Annotated in this window: 17 protein-coding genes; 12 read left to right on the forward strand and 5 right to left on the reverse strand. The window is 45.4% G+C overall.

Going from position 1 to position 24,068, the window contains the following annotated elements; genetic code table 11:
- Positions 1–542: 542 nt before the first annotated feature.
- Positions 543–815 (forward strand): hypothetical protein, encoded by a 273-nt coding sequence (locus tag RIG66_RS17010; protein WP_446379959.1) that lies wholly within the window; start codon positions 543–545, stop codon positions 813–815.
- On the opposite strand, the gene RIG66_RS17015 is transcribed toward RIG66_RS17010, so the two are convergent.
- Positions 799–1,668, reverse strand: coding sequence for a sugar kinase (locus RIG66_RS17015; RefSeq protein ID WP_446379960.1), 870 nt, complete (start codon positions 1,666–1,668; stop codon positions 799–801). The two genes, RIG66_RS17010 and RIG66_RS17015, sit on opposite strands and share 17 nt — an antisense overlap.
- A 105-nt stretch (positions 1,669–1,773) precedes the next feature.
- Positions 1,774–2,349: a hypothetical protein gene (locus RIG66_RS17020; protein WP_446379961.1), complete on the reverse strand. Its 576-nt coding sequence runs from the start codon at positions 2,347–2,349 to the stop codon at positions 1,774–1,776.
- A gap of 257 nt (positions 2,350–2,606) precedes the next feature.
- On the opposite strand from RIG66_RS17020, the gene RIG66_RS17025 reads away from it, so the two are divergent.
- The 6 genes from RIG66_RS17025 to RIG66_RS17050 all read left to right on the forward strand — a co-directional run bounded on the left by RIG66_RS17025 (position 2,607) and on the right by RIG66_RS17050 (position 16,135).
- Positions 2,607–5,807 carry a cyclic nucleotide-binding domain-containing protein gene (locus RIG66_RS17025; RefSeq protein WP_446379962.1) on the forward strand — a complete coding sequence of 1,067 codons (3,201 nt, stop codon included), beginning with the start codon at positions 2,607–2,609 and terminating at the stop codon, positions 5,805–5,807.
- Between the two features lie 89 nt (positions 5,808–5,896).
- Positions 5,897–7,249, forward strand: coding sequence for an MFS transporter (locus tag RIG66_RS17030; RefSeq protein ID WP_446379963.1), 1,353 nt, complete (start codon positions 5,897–5,899; stop codon positions 7,247–7,249).
- Between the two features lie 302 nt (positions 7,250–7,551).
- Positions 7,552–11,376, forward strand: coding sequence for a tetratricopeptide repeat protein (locus RIG66_RS17035; protein WP_446379964.1), 3,825 nt, complete (start codon positions 7,552–7,554; stop codon positions 11,374–11,376).
- 647 nt (positions 11,377–12,023) lie between these two features.
- On the forward strand, positions 12,024–15,152 hold the full coding sequence (locus RIG66_RS17040; protein ID WP_446379965.1) for an MFS transporter: 3,129 nt from the start codon (positions 12,024–12,026) through the stop codon (positions 15,150–15,152).
- A gap of 249 nt (positions 15,153–15,401) precedes the next feature.
- Complete coding sequence (locus RIG66_RS17045) at positions 15,402–15,668, forward strand: UPF0175 family protein (protein WP_446343423.1); 267 nt, start codon at positions 15,402–15,404, stop codon at positions 15,666–15,668.
- A complete protein-coding gene (locus RIG66_RS17050; RefSeq protein ID WP_446379966.1) occupies positions 15,665–16,135 on the forward strand; it encodes a DUF3368 domain-containing protein in 471 nt (156 codons plus the stop codon). The genes RIG66_RS17045 and RIG66_RS17050 overlap by 4 nt, the downstream gene beginning before the upstream one ends.
- Positions 16,136–16,199: 64 nt before the next feature.
- Here the strand turns inward: RIG66_RS17050 and RIG66_RS17055 are convergent, their stop codons facing one another.
- Together RIG66_RS17055 and RIG66_RS17060 are read right to left on the reverse strand one after the other, a co-directional pair.
- The gene (locus tag RIG66_RS17055) at positions 16,200–17,288 is read right to left on the reverse strand and encodes a hemolysin family protein (protein ID WP_446379967.1); all 1,089 of its coding nucleotides are present in this window, start codon (positions 17,286–17,288) and stop codon (positions 16,200–16,202) included.
- 263 nt (positions 17,289–17,551) lie between these two features.
- Positions 17,552–17,692 carry a hypothetical protein gene (locus tag RIG66_RS17060; RefSeq protein WP_446372777.1) on the reverse strand — a complete coding sequence of 47 codons (141 nt, stop codon included), beginning with the start codon at positions 17,690–17,692 and terminating at the stop codon, positions 17,552–17,554.
- Positions 17,693–17,981: 289 nt separating this feature from the next.
- On the opposite strand from RIG66_RS17060, the gene RIG66_RS17065 reads away from it, so the two are divergent.
- The gene (locus tag RIG66_RS17065) at positions 17,982–18,938 is read left to right on the forward strand and encodes an SGNH/GDSL hydrolase family protein (RefSeq protein WP_446379968.1); all 957 of its coding nucleotides are present in this window, start codon (positions 17,982–17,984) and stop codon (positions 18,936–18,938) included.
- A 222-nt stretch (positions 18,939–19,160) separates the two neighbouring features.
- On the opposite strand, the gene RIG66_RS17070 is transcribed toward RIG66_RS17065, so the two are convergent.
- On the reverse strand, positions 19,161–20,231 hold the full coding sequence (locus RIG66_RS17070; RefSeq protein ID WP_446380015.1) for a Gfo/Idh/MocA family oxidoreductase: 1,071 nt from the start codon (positions 20,229–20,231) through the stop codon (positions 19,161–19,163).
- A 478-nt stretch (positions 20,232–20,709) separates the two neighbouring features.
- Here RIG66_RS17070 and queC point away from each other — a divergent pair, with 478 nt between their 5' ends.
- The 4 genes from queC to RIG66_RS17090 all read left to right on the forward strand — a co-directional run bounded on the left by queC (position 20,710) and on the right by RIG66_RS17090 (position 23,841).
- Positions 20,710–21,393 (forward strand): 7-cyano-7-deazaguanine synthase QueC, encoded by a 684-nt coding sequence (gene queC / locus RIG66_RS17075; protein ID WP_446379969.1) that lies wholly within the window; start codon positions 20,710–20,712, stop codon positions 21,391–21,393.
- Positions 21,394–21,419: 26 nt separating this feature from the next.
- The gene (locus RIG66_RS17080) at positions 21,420–22,781 is read left to right on the forward strand and encodes an extracellular solute-binding protein (RefSeq protein ID WP_446379970.1); all 1,362 of its coding nucleotides are present in this window, start codon (positions 21,420–21,422) and stop codon (positions 22,779–22,781) included.
- Between the two features lie 18 nt (positions 22,782–22,799).
- A complete protein-coding gene (locus RIG66_RS17085) occupies positions 22,800–23,165 on the forward strand; it encodes a Lin0512 family protein (protein WP_446379971.1) in 366 nt (121 codons plus the stop codon).
- Between the two features lie 286 nt (positions 23,166–23,451).
- Positions 23,452–23,841 carry a nuclear transport factor 2 family protein gene (locus RIG66_RS17090; RefSeq protein WP_446379972.1) on the forward strand — a complete coding sequence of 130 codons (390 nt, stop codon included), beginning with the start codon at positions 23,452–23,454 and terminating at the stop codon, positions 23,839–23,841.
- The last annotated feature ends 227 nt before the right edge of the window (positions 23,842–24,068 follow it).

Consider the following 24,068-nt stretch of genomic DNA (forward strand, 5'->3'; position numbering starts at 1 on the left):
GAACCGACTCCTGTACAAAGGAAGGCTTTAGATTTATTGGGCGTCAGCCTGATTTGTACCCAGTGACGCCCAAAGCCAAATCGCCCTAAGCCAAGATAGGCATACGGTGTAGCGATTTGTCAAAGGGGAACTTCAGTTTAAATGTATGGCATCACCTTGCTCAGGAAAAATGTACCCTTGCTCCCCCAACTCCCAGACGTGCCATGGCACGTCTCTACATTGGCTTCCCCAGCTTCAAGAGCTCCCCCTCACCACAATACTTATTCAGCAGCTCTTAATTTATAGGTTCCTGTTGCCAGTCAATCCGGATTTAGTCTTACAGTTGACCTTAAACTTTTGTGATCTACCTCACTCAATCAAACGAATTGTAATCACAAAGTTATAGCGTTTTGGTTACACTAAAATCCAAACGTAGTCACTTTACTAAGGAGACTTGAATTACCTTAATATTTGATGATTATCACTAATCAGATAAAATGTCAATCACTTTAGTTCGAGAACAACTATCTCATAGTAGAAGGGTTGAATTTATGCGGAGTAACATGAAACTTCAAGTCCAACTTATACCGGGTGCGATCGCGGATTTATTTGCTCAAGTCAGTTGTTCGGGCAAAATTACGCTGGCTGATCGATATGGACTCATGGCAGCTATGTTAGAAGACTCGATCACACAGGAAGAGAGAGAGTCCATTGATAGACTGCTGCGGGCGTTTCGCAAGGGACGAATGCAAATGGTTAATGAGATTTCAGCACAGCCGTATTGTTCTTGTTCAGAGTCACCTTTAGCCATCGCTAACTTCACGCTGAACCATTAAACGCCATCCACTGGCGAGTGCCAAAAAATTGGCAAGAGTGGGCAGCAACGTTTGCTGAAGCGGCTAGGGCATCAGTAAAGGTATGCTTAAGGATAGAGTGACAGAATGCTCCATGAAAAACATCACCAGCTCCCAATGTATCAACCGCATCAACACAAGGTACTGATAATTGACCCGATGTTCCACTGGAGAAATACTCAATTGGTTTTTCCCCATGGGTAATTGCAATGTGGGGAATTCCAGCGGCGCGAAGATAAGCGATCGCGTCTTGGTGAGTATCACAGTCTGGGGGATAAAAATTCGCCGAGCAAACGGCATAATCGACAAAGGGCAAAAGATTCTCTAATCCAGGTTTCCAACTCCCCCCATCGAGGACAACTGGAATCTGACGGGATTTTGCCGATTGCGCGATCGCACGACTCACTTCCATTTGATGACCATCAATCATCACAATGGTAATATCTTGGTCAATATCCGGCGGTACTTGCTCAATCCCTGCTTGAATCTTCGCCGCATTAATCGAAACCACCGCGCGATCGCCACTCCCTTGAGTAACAATAATTGAAGAGATGGGTGGGGGATTGGTTGCTGTCGGATCTAAATCCGCAATAGTTACCCCCTGATCTTGCAAATCGGAACGGATCAGGGGTGTAATCGGGTGAGTTCCCACCACCCCTAAGATTGTCGCGCGATCGCCTAAATAACTAAACGTAACCGCCGCGTTTGTTGCTGGACCCCCAGCCGCCACGGTATAGTCAGAAGCGGCAATTTTTTCATTTTGACCGGGTAGCTTAGGGCTAAGGTACACCAGATCTAATGTTACCATGCCAACAAAAAGTCCATTGTTTGCCATTGACTATCTTTTGAGAACTATCGGGTAACCAGATAATCATAAGGCTTGACTCGATATCGCATCAATCTGATCTTCCTCATCTTCCTAATCTTCCTAATTTCCCATTCAAGGAATTCGTTGCACAGGTAAACCCGCAGGTCCCAAACCCTCAAATATCAAGACCTCACAAGAGGGTAGCCCTGAAGTCGTATAATCACAAGTATAAGTAGCTAAGGGTTCGGCTCGGTCATTGAAGACTCTGACATTGTAGTTATAGTCTCTAGCAACCGTTCCGAAATGATTAATAAAGCTGTATCGTTCTAAATAGTTGAGCAGTGTCCAAGGTTGACGGCTAACCACCAAATCAACCCGTTGTTTATCTTGGTAAGCGAGCCAGTTCACGAGCAGTTTACCGCCAAATTCATCAAACTGCTCTTCTGCCCACCAAAGGCTAGGAATTGTAATGTTTTGCTGGGATATTGTATTGGCTGTAACTATGTTGGGGGGTAGGATAGTATCGGGTTCTAAGAATTCTGTTTCTAGAGGAACTAAGGACGGTATTGGTGCAGAATTGCGTTGAGCCGTTGCTGTTGGTGTAATGAACAGAAGTGAAGAAATCCCGATGAAGCAAATTTTTAATAGCCCTAATTGACTGAACATAGCTTTGATACTAAGTAGGTTGGTGGAAATAAACTCAACCATGTTAAGTTATGTTAACAAGCCTCAAACCCTTACAAATGACGAATGACGAATGACGAATGACGATCCCCTAATGCTTTTGACAATCACCCGCATTTTAACCGGGTGATTCTTGAGCTGATTCTGCCTCTGGTTACCCGCTTCAACAATTGAATTGGGTAAGCAGCGTTTGTTTCCCCAATTATGTTACGTTATGTAAAACTAGATCAAATCCTGACGAGACTTAACTGGATAATGCAATACTCTTAACCCGAATGCCCATGCTAAGTCAACTGATTGAGCAACGTTGTGGTCTTTCAATTTGGAAGGTACAACGGCTGGCTCATTTATTATTTCTGGGGGTGACGATTCTCACCTATAACATTTTGGCGATGACGATCGCTAATTCCCTGTTTCTGAGTCATGCGGGATCAGAGAATCTGCCCCTGTTTTATGTGCTGATTGGGTTAGTCTCCATGCCCGCTTATGCGGTGTTTTCCCAAGTGGTTGACCGTTTTAGCCGTCCCCAGCTTTTCCGCTATATGTTGGTCTTTGCCATCGCTATGGCGCTGGGAATGCGACTGTTGATCACCCTGGATACATTATGGGTCTATTATCTCATCTTTATCGCGATTTTCTTCCAATGGGATTTGTATAACAATATCTTATTGCCCAACCTATTGATGGATTATTTCACAGCGTTGGAGTACAAACGCTATGCGCCGTTTATGGGGATGGCTCAGGCGGTGGGTATCCTGTTGGGCGGTGGTTTGACCAGTTTGCTGTCCCAGTTTTTCACCACGGAAGATATGCTGCTGAGTTTGCCGTTTGTCTGTGCGGTGGCGATCGCGCAACTGATTTATCTAGAACGCTCTCAACGGCGCATCGAGACAAATCGCAGTCAAACCCCGGTGAACTTAGTGGAAGCGTTAAGGACGTTTCCGGATTTGGTCAAGCGCTACCCAATTATCCTATTTTTGGCAAGTAGTAGCTTTCTGTTAGTGATCATCTATATTACATCAGAGTTTGAATATTTAAGCATTTATGCCCAAACCTTCACCAATGACAGAGAATTAACCAGTTTTCTGGGATTGCTGAGAGTGGCGAATAGTATCCTACAGATGGTAATCCTCTACTGTTTCACTCGCCCTCTGTTGCAACGATTAGGCGTGGGACGAATGAATCTGGTTTATCCAGTGACAACATTAGCCAGTTTACTGGGACTTGCGTTTAACTTTAATTTAAAAGCCGCGATCGCGACCAATGTAAATAGTGATGGATTATATAAAGGGATTAACTTACCCGTCCATCAATTAAACTATAATGCCGTCCCTCCAGAATTCATGGGGCGAGTGCGATCGCTCAGTGATGGCTTATTTTATGCGATCGGGTTGACGTTGGCTGGGGGGCTGTTGTGGATTGTTCAATCCTTTCTCACCCTAGAGCAGATTATTTGGATTGGCATCAGTTTAACCGGGCTATTGCTGGTGGTGCGCTTCTTTTTAGGCAATAGCTATGTCCAATGCTTAGAAGTCATGTTACGCTCCGATGCGGTGAATCTGGATGAAATTGGTGAGGGATTGATGCAGTTACCGCCCCAATCCAGTCCGATGATTCACGATTTGCTCAACAGTGATGAACAGTACACGCAAATTAAAGGACTAGAATTAGCCGCAGGTTTGGGACAACCGAGCCAATTTTTCGCCGATGTGCAGCAACTTTTACCGGAAACCGATCCGGGTATCCGACGCGGAATTGTCAAACTGTTTAGCCATAAATCGGATTTAGACACCATCCATCACTTTGAACGGCTGTTAGACGCCCCAAATCCCCAGGTTCGAGCCACGGCGTTAGAGGTATTAATTGCCAATCAGCAGCCCTTGGAACAGGAACAACTCCGCTCTCGCTTGGGGGATATTAGTCAGGAAGTCAGCCTCTTAGCCTCAGTCGCGGCGACTCAAATGGGAGCAATTAATAATCCCCAAATCAAAACTACCTGCGAACAGTTATGGCAATCGGACTTAGATAGTATCACGGGACAGGCAATTGTGCGGGTGGTGTCTTGTAGTGGTAATCCGGAATTAATTCCGCCCCTGAAACAGATTCTCACCCATGCTACCCCAGAGGTGAAACGGGAGGGATTAGAAACCTTGGCAACCTTGGCGTATCCGGGGGATTGGGAACTGGCAGAATTGGCTGTCTCAGAATTGGAACATCCCGATCCCTGGGTACGGGCGGCGGCGTTTAATTTGTTGGGGATTACGCGCTGTAAAGGGATGTTGCGCTATGTGGCAATTGGTTTGGGCGATCCTCACCCCCAAGTGCGTCGTTGTGCGGCGGTGGCGCTGGCGACGTATGGGGAACCGGGATTGACGTTAGCCCAAGATAGTTTATCTTCGTCTAATGCTGATATTGTAAACGCGGCGATCGCGGCAATTGGTCAAGTGCGGACGAAACAGGCGAGTGATATCCTGTTCGAGTATCTGAGTCCGGATTTTCAGCAGGTGACACACAGCCGTCAATGGCAACAACAGATTCCCCCAAATAATCCCAGTTGGCAACCTTTAGCGATTGCGATCGCGGATTATCATCAACGGCTGATTCAACGGGTTCTCTATATTCTCTCCTGTCTGGGTCATTCCCGTACTGTGAATGTGGTGCAACGGCTGCTCTATTCCACAGATTCGCGGGATTTAGCCAATGCGATTGAAACCTTGGCGTCGTTGAGTCATCGCCGCTTTGTGCTTCCCCTGATGCCTGTTTTGGAACAATTGATTAGTGATGATCAACCTGGAACTCGGATTCGGGTTAATTCTCAGTGGATGCGAACCAAGGGATATCAGCTACTCCTGGAAGCCCTAGAATCGCGCGATCGCTGGATTAAGATTGGCGCGTTGATTGCCTTAGCCGGGGTGCCTTCTGCTTTAATGAAAGATCCAGACCCCTTAGTTAAAGCCGTAGTCCAGCAAGTTTTCCAGCCCCTTGATCAGCAGCCGTCACTCAAGGATTTCTTTATGAGTCGTCTACTTTTACTCAAAAATGTTGCTCTGTTCAAAAATTTATCCCTCGATGAACTGCTTCTGATTGACCAAACCCTAGAACAAGAGCATGTTCTGGCGGGTGAAACCATTTATACTGAAGGGAGTTGGGGCAACCACTTCTATATTATTGGTGAAGGAAGTGTCCGTTTGGTCAAGGATATGGACGAGGTGCAATGTGATCTGAAATACTTATCAGCAGGGCAGCATTTTGGGGAGGTGACGTTATTTGATAATGCGCCGCACTGGGATGGTGCGATCGCGGTGAAGGATTGTACGTTGCTCAAGTTAGAGAAAAACCGTTTCATCAGTTTGATCACCCAACGTCCTCATATTGTATTAGAAATTTGCCGATTTTTGAGTCAGCGCCTGCGAGAAACCGATAAATATCGGCTGGCTAGAAAATTACCCTCATCATTGGAGGTTCCTGTAGAAAGTCGATAATGATCAAAGGCGATCGGGCTATACAGGGTGATTAACCTGAACAGATGATGATGAGCGATCGCCGATTGTCGTCAGACAACTGATTTGTGATGAAAAAACAACCGTTAAATTTTTGGCAGCTCTGGAATATGAGCGTTGGATTCTTCGGCATTCAATTTGGCTGGGGACTCCAAATGGCAAATATGAGCGCCATTTTCGAGTATCTGGGTGCCAATGCCCATCAAATTCCCATTTTGTGGTTAGCCGCCCCCCTGACGGGGTTAATCGTGCAGCCAATTATTGGCAATATGAGCGATAATACCTGGGGACCTCTGGGTAGGCGACGACCGTATTTTTTGATTGGGGCTATTTTGAGTACACTGGCGCTGATTGCCATGCCTCATTCATCGGCATTGTGGATGGCAGCCGGATTACTCTGGATTCTAGATACCTCAGTCAACATTAGCATGGAGCCGTTTCGGGCGTTTGTTGGGGATTTAGTGCCGAGAAGCCAACGGACGATGGGATTTGCCATGCAGAGTCTGTTTATTGGTTTAGGCGCGGTGAGTGCGTCAGCATTACCCTGGATTTTAAATAACATCTTTCACATTCCCTCTCTCAGTAGCAATAAAGGGGCAATTCCCTTAACTGTGGAACTCTCCTTTTATATTGGTGCTGCCTTTTTCTTTGGTACGGTATTATGGACAGTTTTTTCCACAGAGGAATATCCCCCGAAAAATCTAGAAGCCTTTGAGAAACAGCAAGAGAAAAAAGGCGGTTTAATTAACAGTATCCGCGAAGCTTGGATCGCGCTGCAAGAGATACCCCCAGTGATGAAACAATTAGCGTGGGTGCAGTGCTTTACCTGGTTAGGAATGTTCTGTTTCTTCCTATACTTTCCCCCCGCCGTCGCCTGGAATATTTTTGGCGCGACGAACCAGCAATCATTACTTTATAACGATGGGATTGAATGGGCAGGAATTTGCATTGCCTTCTATAATGCTGTTTGTTTTGGCGTCTCTCTGTTATTACCGAGAATGGCACAAATTACCAGTCGTCAAATCACCCATAGTTTTTGTCTCCTCTGCGGGGGTGCAGGGTTTCTGTCATTAATGGTGATTGACAATCAATATTGGCTATTCCTATCGATGGTGGGAGTTGGTATTGCCTGGGCAAGTATTTTGACTCTGCCTTATTCGATGTTAATTGGCGGTTTACCCCCCAAACGCACGGGCATTTTCATGGGCATTTTTAACTTCTTTATTGTCTTGCCTCAGATTGCCGTATCCCTGGGGTTTGGTTGGGTGATGGATAACTTTCTGGACAATAATCGCCTCTTAGCCATAGTCATTGGCGGTGTATTTATGGTGATTGCGGCATTTTTGACCCAACGGGTAGAAACCATTCCCGCACAAGATTTACCGAAACCAGAGGTTCAGTTGTCAGAAGAAACAGCCGTTTAACCGTAGGGGCTTGGTCACCAAGTCCCTAGTTTGATATGACGCAAAGCCTCTATCGTAGGGTGCGTTAGCGTAGCGTAACGCACCATTTTAGCGTAGCGTAACGCACCATTGGCGCGATTGTCGGGATTGTTGGCGGTGCTATCACTGTTGCTGAACAAATTCGCAAGTGGTATCAGGAATACAAAAAAGGCAAAGCTGGGAAAAAAATAGACAAGGTACTGCTAGTTAGAGGAGATCGGCGATTGCTATTGAAAGATGCCACAATTGAGGAAATTAGGCAAATCCTGGAAGACTAAACCGCTGTGCAAGTCCTTCACCTTGACCTCAAACCCGTTGGGGACAATGACGTAGAACTACGTTATTTTTCTGACAATCCCAATGACTATAAGACGCGATCGCTCCCTCTGGCAGAAATCACCGACCTAATTGGGCTAGCGGAACGAGATTACTACGTTCGTTTAGCAGTTGACTATACCATCACTGGGCGTAAATTATACAACTGGTTAGATGGGAGCGATCGCTTTCTGCAACGATTGCTGAATCAATCTCGTCGAGAGGGGATTGTTTTAGCCATCAACGCCGCCGAACAACTGGCACATCTGCCCTGGGAAGTGCTGCATGATGGCAGTAGTTTCCTGGTGCAGAAACTGCCTGCGGTTATTCCTCTACGCTGGGTATCATTGAATACTCGGAAACTGGAAATTGATGCCGCACCCAAAAATCGGGCGCTGAATGTCCTGTTTATGGCAACCTCACCGTTAGGGATAGAACCCGTCTTGGATTTTGAGGCGGAAGAGGGGCGAATCCTGGAAGCGACAGCGCGTCAACCTTTATCGCTAACAGTAGAAGAAAGCGGCTTTTTGTCGGAGTTGGGGTATTTAGTTGGTGATTACGACGAGGGGTACTTTGATGTCTTGCATCTGACAGGTCATGCTACCTTTGTTGATGGAGAACCCCGCTTTTATACAGAAACGGAAATAGGTGAACCTTATCTTGCCAGCGCTGAAGATATTGCCAAAGAACTACAATTTCGACTACCCAAACTGATATTCCTCTCCGGTTGTCGCACAGGGCAAGCCGGGAAATTAGGGGCTATCCCTTCCATGGCTGAGGCATTGCTGAACTTAGGCGTAACAGCCGTTTTGGGTTGGGGACAGAATGTTTTAGATCAAGAGGCGGCAACGGCGGCGGCTGCATTATATCAGGCGTTGTCAGCCGGAAAAACATTAACACAAGCCGTTGCCCTGACGTACCAAGAATTGATTAAAAATAAGGCACGGGATTGGCATTTGTTACGGCTGTATGCGGCGGAAACGTTGCCAGGGGCATTAGTTACACCTGTAAGAACCCGTGGGCGCAAACCTGCACCGCCACCCACTGTGGCTACACAGTTTCTAGACACCGCAGGAACCGTAAAAGTCCCCACTCGTGAAAGTTTTGTCGGGCGTCGTCGTCAGTTACAAAATTGTTTACGGGCGCTGAAACCACCATCTGAGGATATGGGGGTATTGATTCATGGTATGGGTGGTTTGGGTAAGAGTAGTTTAGCAGCAAGACTGTGCGATCGCCTGAGTGAATTTCAACGTCTGGTTTGGGTGGGGAGAGTGGATGAACCTAGTCTAGTGAACAAGTTAGCGGCGGCGTTGGATAGTTGGGAATTAAGGGAAGCGTTACAGGATAACAGGGAAGAGTTGAAGTTTCGGCTGCGACGGCTGTTTCGACTGTTAGAAGAGGATGCCGCAAAGCCATTTTTGCTAGTCTTAGATGATTTTGAGGTGAATCTAGAATCCCGCAATGATGGGTATGTGCTGCAACCCGAAGCGGCAGAGGTTTTAGAGGCGTTAGTCTGGGCAATTCAAGATAATTATGCCCCTCATCGCTTAATTATTACCTGCCGTTACGATTTTGAATCCAGCCAGTTGCAATATTTTTACAAGCAAGTAATGGATTCGCTGCGGGGGGCGGATTTGCAAAAAAAGTGTAATCGCCTCACTGCTTTTAATTCTGAATCTCAGGTAGATGAGGCATTACAGGTGCAGGCGCAACGGTTAGCGGATGGAAATCCTCGCTTATTGGAATGGTTGGATAAGGTGTTATTGAATTTAGAGTCTCCCCAGCTTGCTTTAAATAGGAGGGAAAAGAGTACAGTGGCGGAGATTTTGGCACGTTTGGAAGCTGATCCGGTGGAGTTAAGAGAGAAGGTTTTGGCACAGGAATTGCTGAAACAGATAGATCAGCCGATGCGGGAAATGTTATCGCGGGGATTGGTGTTTGAGTTACCCGTACCCAGGGAGGCGTTTATTGCCGTTTGTTGGGGCGGGTTTAGGGACAAACTTACTGGAAATATCGATAACTCTGAAGCCAAACCAGCCCTGAATAATGTAGATGAATATATTAATCGGGCGATAGCGTTGGGATTGTTGGAGGTTAGTCCTGATGAATCATTAAGAGTACCGCGTATTTTGCCATTGAAGTTGCCGGAAGATGCGGAAAATTTGCACAAGCAAGCGGCTGAGGTGCTGTATCATATTTGGTTTGAAGAAGTAGATAGGATGGAACTACGTTGGCTTGGGAATATTCCTTTCTTATTAAATCCTCCAAGCGATTTTTACACAATTTGTAATAACACATTAAATGGGAAAATTAAAGAAATTAATCGATTAGCCTTTATCGGAAAAGAAAAGAAAATTGTAGTCAAGACAGGCTCGACTATAGCCAAACTGTGGAATAATCATAACCGATGGCATGATGTCGTAAAAATTTGCCAAGAAACTTTGGTGATTGCTGAAGACTATTGTATTTTATATAACTTGGCTGTTGCTGAACAGTTTCTGGGTGATATTGATCAAGCAATTGAACATCTTAAAAAATCGTTGGAATTATGCCCGTTAGAGGATAAAGCAGTCAAAGCATCAATTATTCATGCCTTAGCGAATATCAAAACCAGTCAGGGAAATTTTCAGGAAGCCAGTCTCCTCTATGAGCAATCATTAGCATTAAAAGAGAGTGTCGGTGATGTTGGGGAAATATTAGTGACCTGGGAAAGTCTAGGAACCCTAAAAATGTTTCAGGGAGATATTGATAAAGCTATCGTTCTATATCATAAAGCTCTTGAATTAGAAAATAGTAATCCAATTAGTGATTCAACAAAGGTCAAAGCCTCAATATTACATAACTTAGCAAATGCCTATACTCAAAAACAACAACTGGAAAAAGCATTAGAGCTTCTTTGGGAATCTATTAAACTTTCTGAGATGAGTGGTGATGTTTATTACAAAGCGGCAAGTTTGCATCAATTAGGACGTGTTTGCGATATGCAAGGAAAAGTAGAAGATGCAATTAATTTTTTATGCCAGTCTCTTGAACTAAAAAAAACAAGTGGTGATATTGCTGGAAGAGCGGCAAGCTTATCAACTCTAGGTCAATTATTAGCCGAAGAAAAAGAAGATTTTACAAAAGGGTTAGCCTACTTAAACGAATCACTTGAAATTTACAAAAAATTAAATTTTATCCAGGATATAGACAAGATTAAAACCATTATTTATGACGTGAAGCAGCAACAAGCAGTAACGCTACACAATACAGCAGTTACTAAAGTTCAAGAGGGATGTTTTGATGAAGCTATCGTCCTTTGTCAGAAATCTCTTACTCTTACAGAAAGTATCGATGATATCAAAAATAAGGCAGCCACATTGAGAATGTTAGGACAGCTATTAGCAGAGGTAAAAGAAGATTGGGAAACAGGACTAGATTATTTACAGCAATCTATAGAAATATTGCAGCGTCTCCAATCGCCTAATATCACATTAATGAAAAAAATCACTGTCAGAGTACAAAATGAACTGGCAATAATCAAAGCAAACCGGAAAGAGATATCCGAAGCGCTCATGCTTTTTCAGCAGTCCTTGGCAATCAATGAAAGCATTAGTGATGAAAATGAATATGAAAAGGCAATGACATTGATGTGCTTGGGATGGTTAACAGCGATTGCCCAGGGGGATTATGGCACAGGATTGGATTATTTGCAACAATCCCTAGAAATATTGCAGCGTCTCCAATCTCCCGATGCTGAAGGAGTGAAACAAAGAATCGCTTACGTGCAAAAGATGGCAGACGAGAGGCAATAACCCACATCTAAACCATTCTATCTAATGGTAAGGGCGTTGTAGGGGCGGGTTTAGGGACAAAATTAACGGACAAACCAATAACCTTTCTACAAAACCCGCCCTTCCCCAGTATGTAAGCCAATCGATAACCTCAATTCCAAATCAACCCCGATGTAATAGGCTTTTTTTGAGGTTAATCAACTGTATACCAGGTTCGGATCAGGGCGGGTTTTGTTGTTCAGTTTGATGTCTGTCTGCTAATTTAATTCCTAAACCCGCCCCTACATTTTTTGGATGCGATCGCGCCTGGGATTAGGGTGGGTTTTGTTGTCACGTTTGATGTCTGTCTGCTAATTTAATTCCTAAACCCGCCCCTACATCTTGGGAATGCGATCGCGCCTTGAATCAGGGCGTCATCGAGGTTTAATCCGCCTCAAATATAATAATTATACACAACCTGGTTTTATTTTATTGCCATTTGTACTTGGTAACGCCAAACCCTATTGGGTGACATCGTGGATAGGAATCAGACTTGAGAAGGAGTTAACTTTAGCAGTCTAGCGATAAACCTATAGTTAGGCGTCTTATGGCGTTACAGAAAGACGTGAACAGAGGTGACGATAACGCCACCTTTGCGCCTTCTATTCTATATTAAAAAGGAAAAAACAATGGTTCAACGTGTGGCAATGATGCTGGAGTTGTGCAACACACATCTGTGGCTAGCTAAAGTTTCAGCCGCTCCAACGGTGTCTCCAGTCGCGAATACTCCAGAACAGGCGGCTTTGGTCTTTTCCGGACCGCAGTTTTTTATCGCCTTGATTGCTGGGATACTCATGGCGTTTGCCTTCCAATTTCTGTTAACCAATTTCACCCTTGCCGCAGGCATTTCAGCGGCAGATAATCCATTAGAGGACGCTGAAACCTGGGGTGGCAAGATTAAGGCAGTTGAATTCAAACTAGGAGCATTGGCTTTAGTTACCGTCAATATTGCCTTATTCATCGCCTGTTTTCTGGCGGTAAAACTGACCCTAATTAACAGCCTGACTCTGGGAGCGATTACAGGCGTGGTGATTTGGTCTGCCTACTTCTTGCTGCTACTGTGGGTGAGTTCGACGGCAATGAGTTCTGTTGTGGGTTCCGTTGCAAATACGGCGAGTTCAGGCTTGCAAGGAGTCATCGGTGTAGCCACTACCGCTTTGGGTGGAAGAGCGGCAAATGCTCAAATTGTCAATACAGTTGAGGAATCTGTAGCAGCCGTTCGCCGTGAATTGAGTTCCACGGTTGACCCTACCCGCCTCCAGGAAACTGTACAAGACTACGTGGCAGATTTGCCTATACCCAACCTCGATCTCAAACAAATTCGCAATGATTTGGAAAATTTGCTCAGTGGTTCAGAATTGAGGTCTATCGCTGAAAGTGATATTCTGCAAAACGTGAACCGTCAGACGTTCGTCGATTTAGTCAGCAGTCGCACCGATTTATCCAAACAAGATATTAATGGGATTGCCGATCAACTCGAAGCCGCTTGGCAGAAGGTATTGGGTCAACAAAACCAAACCGAACCCCAGGCAAAACTGCTCAATTTCCTCCAGTCTGCCAGTCCCGAAGAGCTAACCTCAGATCAGCTTGGTGATAAGCTGGGACAACTCGTGGGCGTTGGAGCGGGTAAATCCGATGGCGGTAATGGCAATGGTGGCTTCGGGGAGCAAGCCGTGCAAATGGGTGTCAGCGCTTTAATGAATAGAGTCCTGTCGCGGACGGATTTGTCTGACGTAGATGTGGAAAAGATTTCCAGCCAGTTGCAACAGTTTAAAGATCAAGCCACAGAGCAAGCTAAACATCTTTCCTCTGAGGTGGCTGAGCGAGTCCCTGGACAATCGTTTAGTACGATTAAGTCCGATGTAGAAAACTACCTGATTAATTCTAAGCCTTGGCACTTGAACCGAGAGACAATTAAGCAGGAATTTAAAGACGTTATCTATGACGCGGAAGCTGCTCCCAAGGCAGTTCGGCAGCAATTAGAGCGACTGAATCGAGATGATTTCGTGAACCTGCTGGAATCACGGGATAATTTCACCTCTGAAAAAATAGCGGATATTGCCGATCAGTTAGAAGGTATCCGCCAGGAGGTTCTAGAAACCGTTCAAGATGCGGAGTCGGAAGAACAGTCCCAAGACATCCGCACTCGCGTGGAAAATTATCTACGCCATACCGAAAAGGAAGAACTGAATCCGGAAGGGATTGAGCGGGATTTCCAAGCACTTCTAGATGACCCCCAGGCGGGTATTGACGCACTCCGCGATCGCCTATCCCAGTTTGACCGTGATACCCTAATCCAACTGCTCTCTCAACGGAAAGACTTTAGTCAAGAGGAAATCGAGCAACGGGTTAGTCAACTTGAGAGTACACGCGATCGCGTTTTGTCCCAAGCTCAGGAATTGCAAGACCAAGCGAAATCCAAAGCCGATGAGCTGCGCGGTAAGGTAGAAGACTATCTACGCCATACGAACAAAGAAGAACTGAATCCCGACGCGATTGAGAACGAGTTACAAACGCTCCTGGATGACCCACAGGCAGGATTCTCGGCATTACGGCAAAGGTTATCTCAATTTGACCGGGATACGCTAGTGCAATTGCTTAATCAGCGCGAGGATCTCAGCCAGGAAGAGATTAATCAGGTCATTGACCAGTTCCTAAATGTGCGGGATACTATCCTGAATGCACCACGAGAATTAGCGGATAATGCGAAGGAGCAGTACGAGCAAATCACCCATAAGATTGCTGAATATCTGCGGAACACAAATCTGGAGGAACTCGATCCAGACGGGATTAAGCAGGATTTAGCGAAACTCCTAGATGACCCGAAACAGGGAGCGTTAGCAGTGCGCGAACACCTCGCTCAGGTTGATCGCGAAACCTTGGTCAAACTCCTCAGTCAACGGGACGACTTAAGCGAGGAGCAAGTTAATCGAATTATTGACCAAGTGCAAAATGCGATTCAAAGCATTGTCAAAGCACCGCGACGCTTGGCAAGTCGTGCTAAAGATAAGGTACAGGATGTCCAAGCCAATTTTGAAGCGTATCTGCGGAATACGGATAAGGAAGAACTCAATCCTGAAGCCATCAAGCGGGAGCTACAACAGTTATTTAATCAGCCATCAGAAGGCTGGAAGAATGTGAGCGATCGCCTCTCTCACTTTGACCGTTCAACGCTGGTGGCGCTGCTGTCACAACGGGAGGATATATCCTCCGAGGAAGCGAACCAGATTGCAGATAATATTGATTCTGTCCGCAATCAGTTAGTCGAACAAGCACAAGCGGTTCAGCATAAACTGCAATCGGCAATTGACAGCATTTTTGCCCGAATTCGCACCTACCTCAACTCCCTGGAGCGTCCCGAACTCAACTATGAGGGGATTAAGCGAGACATCCGTAAATTGTTTGATGATCCAGAAGCCGGATTTGATGCGTTGCGTGATCGGCTAGATCAGTTTGACCGAGACACATTGGTGGCTCTGTTGAGTTCCCGCGAGGACATCTCCCAAGCCGATGCCAATCGGCTGATCGAGCAAATTGAAGGGGTGCGCGATCGCGTACTCAGCCGCGCCGAACGCCTGCAAGAGGAAGCTCAAAAACGGGTTAAACAACTCAAGCACAATGCGAAGAAACAAGTGCAAGAAACCCGAAAAGCTGCTGCAACGGCGGCTTGGTGGTTGTTTGGTACAGCGCTGACTTCCGTCGCAGTTGCGGCTTTTGCGGGCATGTTAGCCGTAGGCGGTTTAGCCATGTTTAGTTAGCTTATCAGGGCGGGTTTCGTTGTTCAGTTTAAGGTTTGTCTACTCAGTTAATCCCTAAACCCGCCCCTACATTGTTTGGATGCGATCGCGGAAATAGAAATGACGATTTATAATGTCACCAATCCCACCGTACCGCCGTATTCATCTACGATGATGGCAATATGAAAACGCTGTCGTAACATACAGCGCTACTAACACCGTCAAAAGTCTCCTCTGCGGGGGTGCAGGGTTCATGTCATGAAATAGAGTATGCAAATCACCATTGAAATTCCTGATGAAATTGCCCAACGACTCGACCAAACAAGGGGGAGTCTCTCCCGTCGTCTGCTAGAAGTTATTATTGCTGATGCTTACCACTGTGGCAAAATAAACACGGCTGAAGTGCGTCAAATACTCCAGTTACCATCTCGTCTTGAAACTCATGCCTTTTTGAAGCGGATGAGAGTTTATCTGAACTATGACGAATCTGAATTACAACAGGATCTTAAAACTCTTAAGGAGTTCAGATCTACATGATTGTTATCTCTGACACTTCTCCAATTTGTTATTTGTTGCTAATTAACCAAATTGAAATATTACCAGTCTTGTACAATGTTGTGACCATTCCTCAGACTGTTGCAGATGAACTGAGTGCGTCTGAGTCACCTCCTGTAGTGAAACGTTGGATAGCTCATCCTCCCAGCTGGCTTCAGATCCGGCTACTCAGCACTTCTCAAGGTATTGAACTGGACAAACTTGATCCGGGTGAACGAGAGGCAATTTTACTAGCAGAAGAACTTAAAGCCAATCTGGTTATTTTGGATGATAAAGCAGCAAGACGAATTGCGTTGGAACGCGGATTAAGAATTATTGGACTTTTGGGTATTTTGAAAGACGCGGCTAGAGCTGGTTTACTAGATTTAGAGATAACTTTTGAACAGTTGCGAGAAGTTGGCTTTTGGGTTGCACCAAGTTTGTTGGAACAATTGCTGAAAGATAATTAATTTAAATTCGGTCAATAGTCCTCAAACCTTTACGAATGACCAAGGACAAATGACAAATGACAAATTAGGTTCTAGAACGATTCGGAACCAGGCGATCGCTCTCATCATAAATTTCACCCACCAGTTCCTCTAAAATGTCTTCTAATGTCACTAATCCCACCGTACCGCCGTATTCATCCACGATGATGGCAATATGAAAACGCTGTCGTAACATATCCTTGAGTAAATTCGCCACTCGATTGGTTTCTGGCACATAAATCGGTGGGTCCATCGCAGCCGTCACGGAAATATCCCCTTCTTCTGGTTGGGCGACTCTTAAATACTGAAGCGCTCTCTTCAGGTGAACGATGCCGACAATTTCATCTTTGGATTCTTCCTGAACTGGAATCCGAGAATATCCAGTTTCTAAACAAAAATTAACTAAATTTTGCAACGTCTCCTCGTGGGAAATTGTCCGCATTTCAATCCGGGGTTTCACCACATCGCGAGCGCTTAAATTGTCTAACATCAACGCTTTACTCAACAGTTGATGCTTATCCAGATCGAGAATTCCTTTCCCCCCTAACACCTCAATCATTAACTTAAGATCCCGCACCGATTCCCCCTCTTGGACAATCCCCCCCTGGAAAAAGCGAATCGCTGCCTGGGCAATAGTTTCCAAAAAATAAATAATGCCAAAAAAGGATAAAAATCGCGACAGCCAATAGATCGGGCGAACCACAGTCTGGAACACAGGCAAGACATTATTAATTGCCAAGGATTTGGGCGTAATTTCCCCGAAAATCAAAACAACAAACGTGACAACCGCAGTCGCAAGTCCTAACCCTGCATTTCCCAGCCACAAGGCAAACAGATTACTGGTGAGAATTGCCGAAAAATTATTGATTAAATTATTGCCCACCAGCAGCGTCGTAATAAAGCGTGATCGCTTCTCTAAAACCAGGCGAAATATACCACTGGGATCACCTTTGTCTTTAATCAGCGCCCTCAGTTTCAGATTATCTAATGCCGTGATTGCTGTCTCTGAACCTGAGAACATCCCCGACAGCACAAACATCACAATCAGTACGGCAATATCAAGCCAAACATTGCCCAAAAGAGGACCGATGTCTGACGCCGCAAGTAAATAAATGGGGATTGGCAAGGCAATCATGCTGAAATGGCGAAATTTTGGCGAAGGCTATCTTACCAAACCCTTAGGGAAAATCGGGCAGGGGAAATGGGGCAAACAAAGTAGAGGGCAGAGGGCAGAAGGGCAGGGGGTTTTAGTCCCTTAACGTTTGTTGACATACCGGAATTGATTGGTGCGTATTCGCGATCGCGAGGAACCTCAGCGGCAATCTTTGGGTTGGCAAACAGACAGAGAGTAGGACGTAACGTGATCAGTATCCTACTCCTTTTGCCATAGATTGACAGTTAACCCACATTGTAAGCCGTCTGTAATGCCCACCAAAGTAGGAACCCAATACCCCCCAGAACTAACACCGTCGAAATCACGATCGCCAGAGGACTATCTGCTCCCTTAAACTTCATGATGCCACGATTTAGGTCTGACATATTCTGTTACACACTCCTATTCTGATTGAAGGGATTTCCCAACTTGAATATATCCTGCCTTGACGGTTTTGATCACAAAATTCCATTTAGGGGTTGCTGAATTTTAATCTGTGTCTATCTACTTCTCGACATTTTCCCCCTCATCCCCTAACCCCTTCTCCCAAGCTTGGGAGAGGGGCTGGGGGTGAGGGGTTGAGCTTAAGCACGATAATATCGTACCCCTACACCCTACTCAGGCTAAATTAGGGTCAATAGTGGTCATTGTCGATCAAATGAAGGAGAGGATTGGGTGAAAGCGTTATTAATCATTCTCGGAGTGTTGCTGGGATTGGTGGTGGCAGTAGAAATCGGCTTGCGTTTACTCTTTGGCTTGGGGAAACCGCCAATTTATATAGCCGATGAGCAAATTGGCTATTTATTAGCCCCTAACCAAAAGACGACTCGTATGGGTAATCGGATTGCCATTAACGCCTATTCCATGCGAAGTGATGCGATTACACCAGAGCGATCGCCCTCTACGCTGCGGGTTTTACTCTTGGGTGATTCTATCGTGAATGGGGGCTGGTGGACTGACCAAGACGAAACCCTTTCAGCGCAGCTTGCCACTCAATTGACACCGTTCAAGTCCCAGAAGGTGTTTGAGCAAATCGAAGTGCTTAACGCCTCTGCTAATTCCTGGGGACCTCGGAATGAATCGGCGTATCTACAAAAGTTTGGCACGTTCAACGCCCAAGCTGTCGTCTTGGTGATTAATACCGATGATCTCTTTGCCACAGCCCCCACCCCGATCCCCGTGGGACGCGATCGCAATTACCCCAGCCATAGACCCCCATTAGCCCTGATTGAGGCAATGAACCGTTTTTTGCCTTACGAATCTCCACCCGAAATGGCGGCTGTCCGTGCGGAAAAAGGCGATCGCGTGGGGTTTAACTTAGATGCTATTGGTCACGCTTACAGGCTTTCTCAGGAGGCAGGGGCGGAGTTTCTGCTCGTCATGACTCCCCTATTACGGGAAATTGGCGAACCCGGACCCCGTGATTATGAAATCAAAGCCCGAAATCGCCTGAAAGCGTTTACCGAAGCCCAGCAAATTCCCTATATCGACGGTTTACCTCTGTTCAACAACGCGCCAACCCCAGAAACCTGGTATCGGGATCACATCCACTTAAGTCCCCAGGGTAATCAGCAAGTCAGCGAAGTCATTGCGCGATCGCTTGAGCGTCATTTGTCATTGATAAGTAGGTAGGGGCAATAAAAGTTAACGGCTGAGATCGTCATTCGTCATTCGTCATTTGTCATTTGTAAGGGTTTGAATAACATTCACCGAACTCAACATAGTTCGGTTTATTTCCACCGACCTACTTACAAACCACAGCCTGATTCAGACAAATTGCCGTAACCCTTGTTATACCGTAGGGTGGGTTGAGCGAAGTCGAAACCCACCAGCCTTAATTCAGTACCATTCCGATTAAGACACCGCAATCATGGGAGATTTGAGTTTATCAGTCTCTCGGTCTACCTGATGCCAAACTTGACCATCCAAAGCCATCTGCTCCACTAAACTCGCTAAACGCAGGGCTTTCAGCGCCTGTTCACCACCAACAGAGGGTTGATTTCCGCCACGCACACAGTTGACAAAATGTTCTAACTCGGCGTAAAGCGGTTCGATATTACTGGTGTAAACCTTTTCAATTAACCCATCTTGGCGATAGAGAACCTGACCATAGTCGGTTTCACAATTAGCCGTCGTTTGCCGATGAATCAGAATTTCGTTATTGAGAAAATCGGCTTCTGTGAGGGAATTTTTACAATGGGCGGCAATGCGACGGATTTTGCGATGGGTCACTTTACTTGAGGTAAGTGTTGCCACAATGCCATTAGCAAAAACTAAATTAGCGGTGACATAATCTAAATGCCCCGACTCAGAGGCATTGCTACCACTAGCCGTTAATCGGATGACCGGGGCATCCGCCAATTCCATCAGCAGGTCAATATCGTGGATCATTAAATCCAGAACCACAGATACATCATTGGCTCTGTGGGAATAGGGACTCATGCGATGCGCCTCTAGTGCCAGCAATTTCTCCGTCTTCAAGACTTTGCTAAGTTCTTGAAAGGCAGGATTAAACCGTTCAATGTGACCCACTTGCAGAATACATTGATACTCAGCAGCAGCGTTGACTAGGGATTCTGCCTCAGCGATACTGGCAGCAATCGGTTTTTCGATTAAGGCATGAACCCCTGATCGCAAACAGGTCATTCCCACTTCATAATGTAGTCGGGTGGGTACGGCAATACAAACCGCATCCACATAAGGGAGTAAATCGCGATAATCTTCAAAGAAGCGAACACGGTATTTACTTGCCGTGTCCAAACCCCGTTCTACGTTAATGTCTGCCACGCCTACCATTTCCACGTCTTTCAAAAGACTCAAAACGCGGGCATGATGCTGTCCCATGTTACCAACGCCAATCACGCCAATTCGGATTGGCTGCGGCAGGCTACGTTGGACATGAGTATCCAGATGTCTTTGATACATGCTATCTTGCACTCTTATATGCTCCTCCACCACGGGAACTAAGTCAATTTACTTATGTTGAGCCGCCTTAAACCATCCAGATAGTACCACAGCACCTTTAAATGTGAAGAATTCCAAAGATTGCCCCAATTTGCCAGATAACGGAAGTCTTTCGGACGGCTATTCTGTTTTCATTGTGGGTTTACGGTTACTTTAGGTGTAGGTAAATGTGTCAGTTTTTGGGTTGTCCATTTTGGGCAGAGGGGCAGAGGGGGAGCTGGGGGAGATGGGGAAGATGGGGGAGATGGGGGAGATGGGCGAGATGGGCGAGATGGGCGAGATGGGGGAATTGTAGGGGCGGGTTTTACCGCTAACGTTTGCTTTGCACCCTGATATAACTAAACCCGCCCCCACCTAACCGTTCAATTATCACAAATGACAAATGACAAATGACGAATGACAAATGACAAATGACAAATAACAAATGACGGGGGTAAAGATGTCGAAAGCTGTAGTTTTATTGTCTGGTGGATTGGATTCGTCTACAGTTCTCTATCAAGCTAAGGCAGAGGGCTATGAGTGTTATGCGATATCCTTTAACTATCAACAGCGACATCAACGGGAACTCGAATCCGCGATCGCAATTGCTAAAGGTGCAGGTGTCAAAGACCATCAGGTGGTACGCTTTGACTTAAGCCAGTGGGGAGGTTCAGCCTTAACGGATGATACCCTCGATTTGCCCCAGACGCGATCGCTCCAGCAGATGTCCCAGAGTATCCCCATTACCTACGTCCCCGCACGAAATACCATTTTTTTGAGTTTTGGGCTATCCTACGCCGAAGCGATCGGTGCTACAGCTATCTATCTGGGTGTTAATGCGTTAGATTATTCCGGTTACCCCGATTGCCGTCCTGATTATATCCAAGCCATGCAGGAAGTCTTTCGCCTAGGCACAAAACAGGGGCGCGAGGGAGAGCCGATTCAAATTATCACCCCGCTAATTCAGCTAAAAAAAACAGAAATTATCGAGTTAGGCAATAAACTGGGAGTGCCTTGGCAAGAAACTTGGTCTTGCTATGCTGGGGATGAGGTGGCTTGTGGTGTCTGTGATTCTTGTCGCTTGCGGCTTGCCGCTTTTGCTGAACTCGGACTACAAGATCCCTTGTCTTATGAAAAAGTTTGACCCGTCACCTTGTTCAAGGACAGGTTATGAAAACTAAGCAGCTTGTGAAAAAACTGGGGCAATTTAGCCGACGACTTAATTCCCGTTCCATCTGGATATTCGTTGCCGTTATCCAAGTTTTACTATTATTACTAATCTATTTAACCTGGTCCCCCACGCATTTAACCTTATTTGTTCCGGCTGATGAAGCGTCGGCTTGGCAGTCGTTAATCACGGATTTTCACCAGAACTATCCCAAAATCCGGATTAACTTGAAAACGAGAACTAACCTAGCAGGTGACGTAACCTATCGGCTGAAGGAAGATTTTGTTCGGGAGTGCCAAGCGGGAAATTCACTTTATGATTTAGTCTATACAGATATTATCTGGATGCCGGAGTTTGCTGCCAAGGGGTGTCTGGTTAATCTATATGAATGGACGGCTAAAGATACCCTCATAAACGAAGGATTTTTACCAAGTGCGATTGATGCAGGAGAATATAAAGGTCAGCTCTATCGGATGCCTTTGCGTTCAGATATTGGTCTCTTATACTACCGCAAAAATTTACTGGGTAATACTCAGCCACCTGCCACCTTACAGCAATTGAAAACCCTTGCCCAAAGTTGGAACAATCAAGGGAACTCTCAAGGCGTTTATTTATGGCAGGGATGGCGGTATGAAGGATTGGTTGCTACCTTTGTCGAGGTATTAGAAAGCTATGGCGGATTCTGGATTAAGCCGGAAAGTTTAGAGGTGGGATTGGAGCAACCTGAGGCTGAACAAGCTGTCCAGTTTTTACTCAATACAATTCGAGATAATATTTCGTCGCCAGAAGTTATCTTATACAGCGAAGAGGAATCATTGGAAACGTTTAACCAAGATCAGAATACGATATTCCTGCGCCAGTGGCCCTATGTATGGAATCAATTTACTGATCCCGCTAATATCGGCGTACAAGTCTTGAATCTTTCAAGCAATCCAACTAATAATAATTTACGTCCAAGTGGCTGTAATGGGAGTTGGGGCTTAGGCATCGCGAAGAATTCAAAGCATCAAGATAAAGCCTGGAAAGCGATTCAATACTTTACCAGTCAAGCAGCCCAGAAAAAGTTAATTTTAGAGAAAGGATATTTACCCAGTCGAGAAGCGTTATTTGATGATCCAGAAATTACAGCGAAATATCCCTATTTACCGTCGTTGAAAGAGGCAGTAAAAAATTCAATATTGCGCCCTCCCATTCCTCAGTATGATCAAGCCTCTTTTATCTTACAGAAATATCTGAGTAAATTAATTACCAGAACCGCCCTTGCTCAACGAGTTGATAATAACGAGATAACCAGGTTGATGCAGGAAGCCGCCAATGAAACGCGCCAACTGTTAAATTTAGATGCGATCTCAGTTCAACGTTGAGGTAATCAAGAAAGCACTATGACTCGCAAACGCTTAATTATTGAAATGGGTATGGGGGTAGACCAACATGGACAAGAACCCACTGTAGCTGCATCTAGGGCTGTGCGGAACGCGATCGCGCACAACGCCTTACCCGGTGTCTGGGAAGTTGCAGGTTTGAGCGATCCCAATCAAATGATTGTAGAGGTGCAAGTCGCCGTACCTTATCCGGATCAAGTGCGACAGGAAGAGGTTCTCGCTGTATTACCCTTTGGGCAAAAATCACTCACCGTACAATCTGGGGGAATGGTGGTTCAAGGTCGAGCCATTCCTGAACTCAATGATAAAAATGACGAAATGCTAATTGCTGTTGCCGCCGTTACCGTTTTCGTGGAAACTGAATAGTTGAGTTAACCCAATCAAAATTATGGAGTGAATATCTCCACGACTTACCAACTCAATTTAGAGTCATTCATAAAGACAATATTAAAGACAATATTAATTATCTGTAGGGTGGGTTAGGCGGAAGTTTAATCTAGACAAATAACCCCTTAATTGAGATATCCGCCGTAACCCACCAATAAAAACTATAATTGTGTATTAAGATTGACTTGATCAATCATCCCTGAGTCTTAGTATTTCAATAATACCAATTTTACTCTAGACGTATTCAGCAATGGAGAATAAAACAATGTCAACAAAACCGATTGAAGCACTCGTCAGAACCTATTTTACCAAAGTGGCAGCGATGAATCCCGACGGTTGGCTGGACGACTTTGCTGAAGATGCTGTCAGTTATGATCCGGTAGGACAACCTCCCACGAAAGTTCATGAAGGATTTCAGGAATTTTTTGCTCAGCTACAGGGAGTATTTAAACAACTTGAAGCAACAATCGAGCATATTTTTGTGGCGGGTAATGAAGCTGCCGTTAAGTGGACAATGCAGGGACTCAGTAAGAGTGACAAAACCATAACCTTTGAAGGAATCACCGTTTTTGAGGTGAATGAAGCGGGTAAAATCCAAAGCACTCGTGCTTACTGGAATCCCGCCGATATGATAGCGCAACTTAAAGGAGGTTGAATTGGGGAATGGTTACGGCTGTAATGGATATTGTTGGCAATAAGCAACTCTATTGAAAGAACACGAATCATGAATTTAAAAGAACGGCACGGAGATAAGTTATTTGGTAATCTAACAACTAATGGAAGTGGTTAAATCGAACATGGTAAAAAAAAATTACAGCCGTTCAGAAGGTTAACTGCTAAAATCAAAATTCGTTTAGTCCATCGCAAAACCCAGTGGACTCT

The organism is Coleofasciculus sp. E2-BRE-01, assembly GCF_040221695.1.
Lineage (GTDB): Bacteria > Cyanobacteriota > Cyanobacteriia > Cyanobacteriales > Coleofasciculaceae > Coleofasciculus.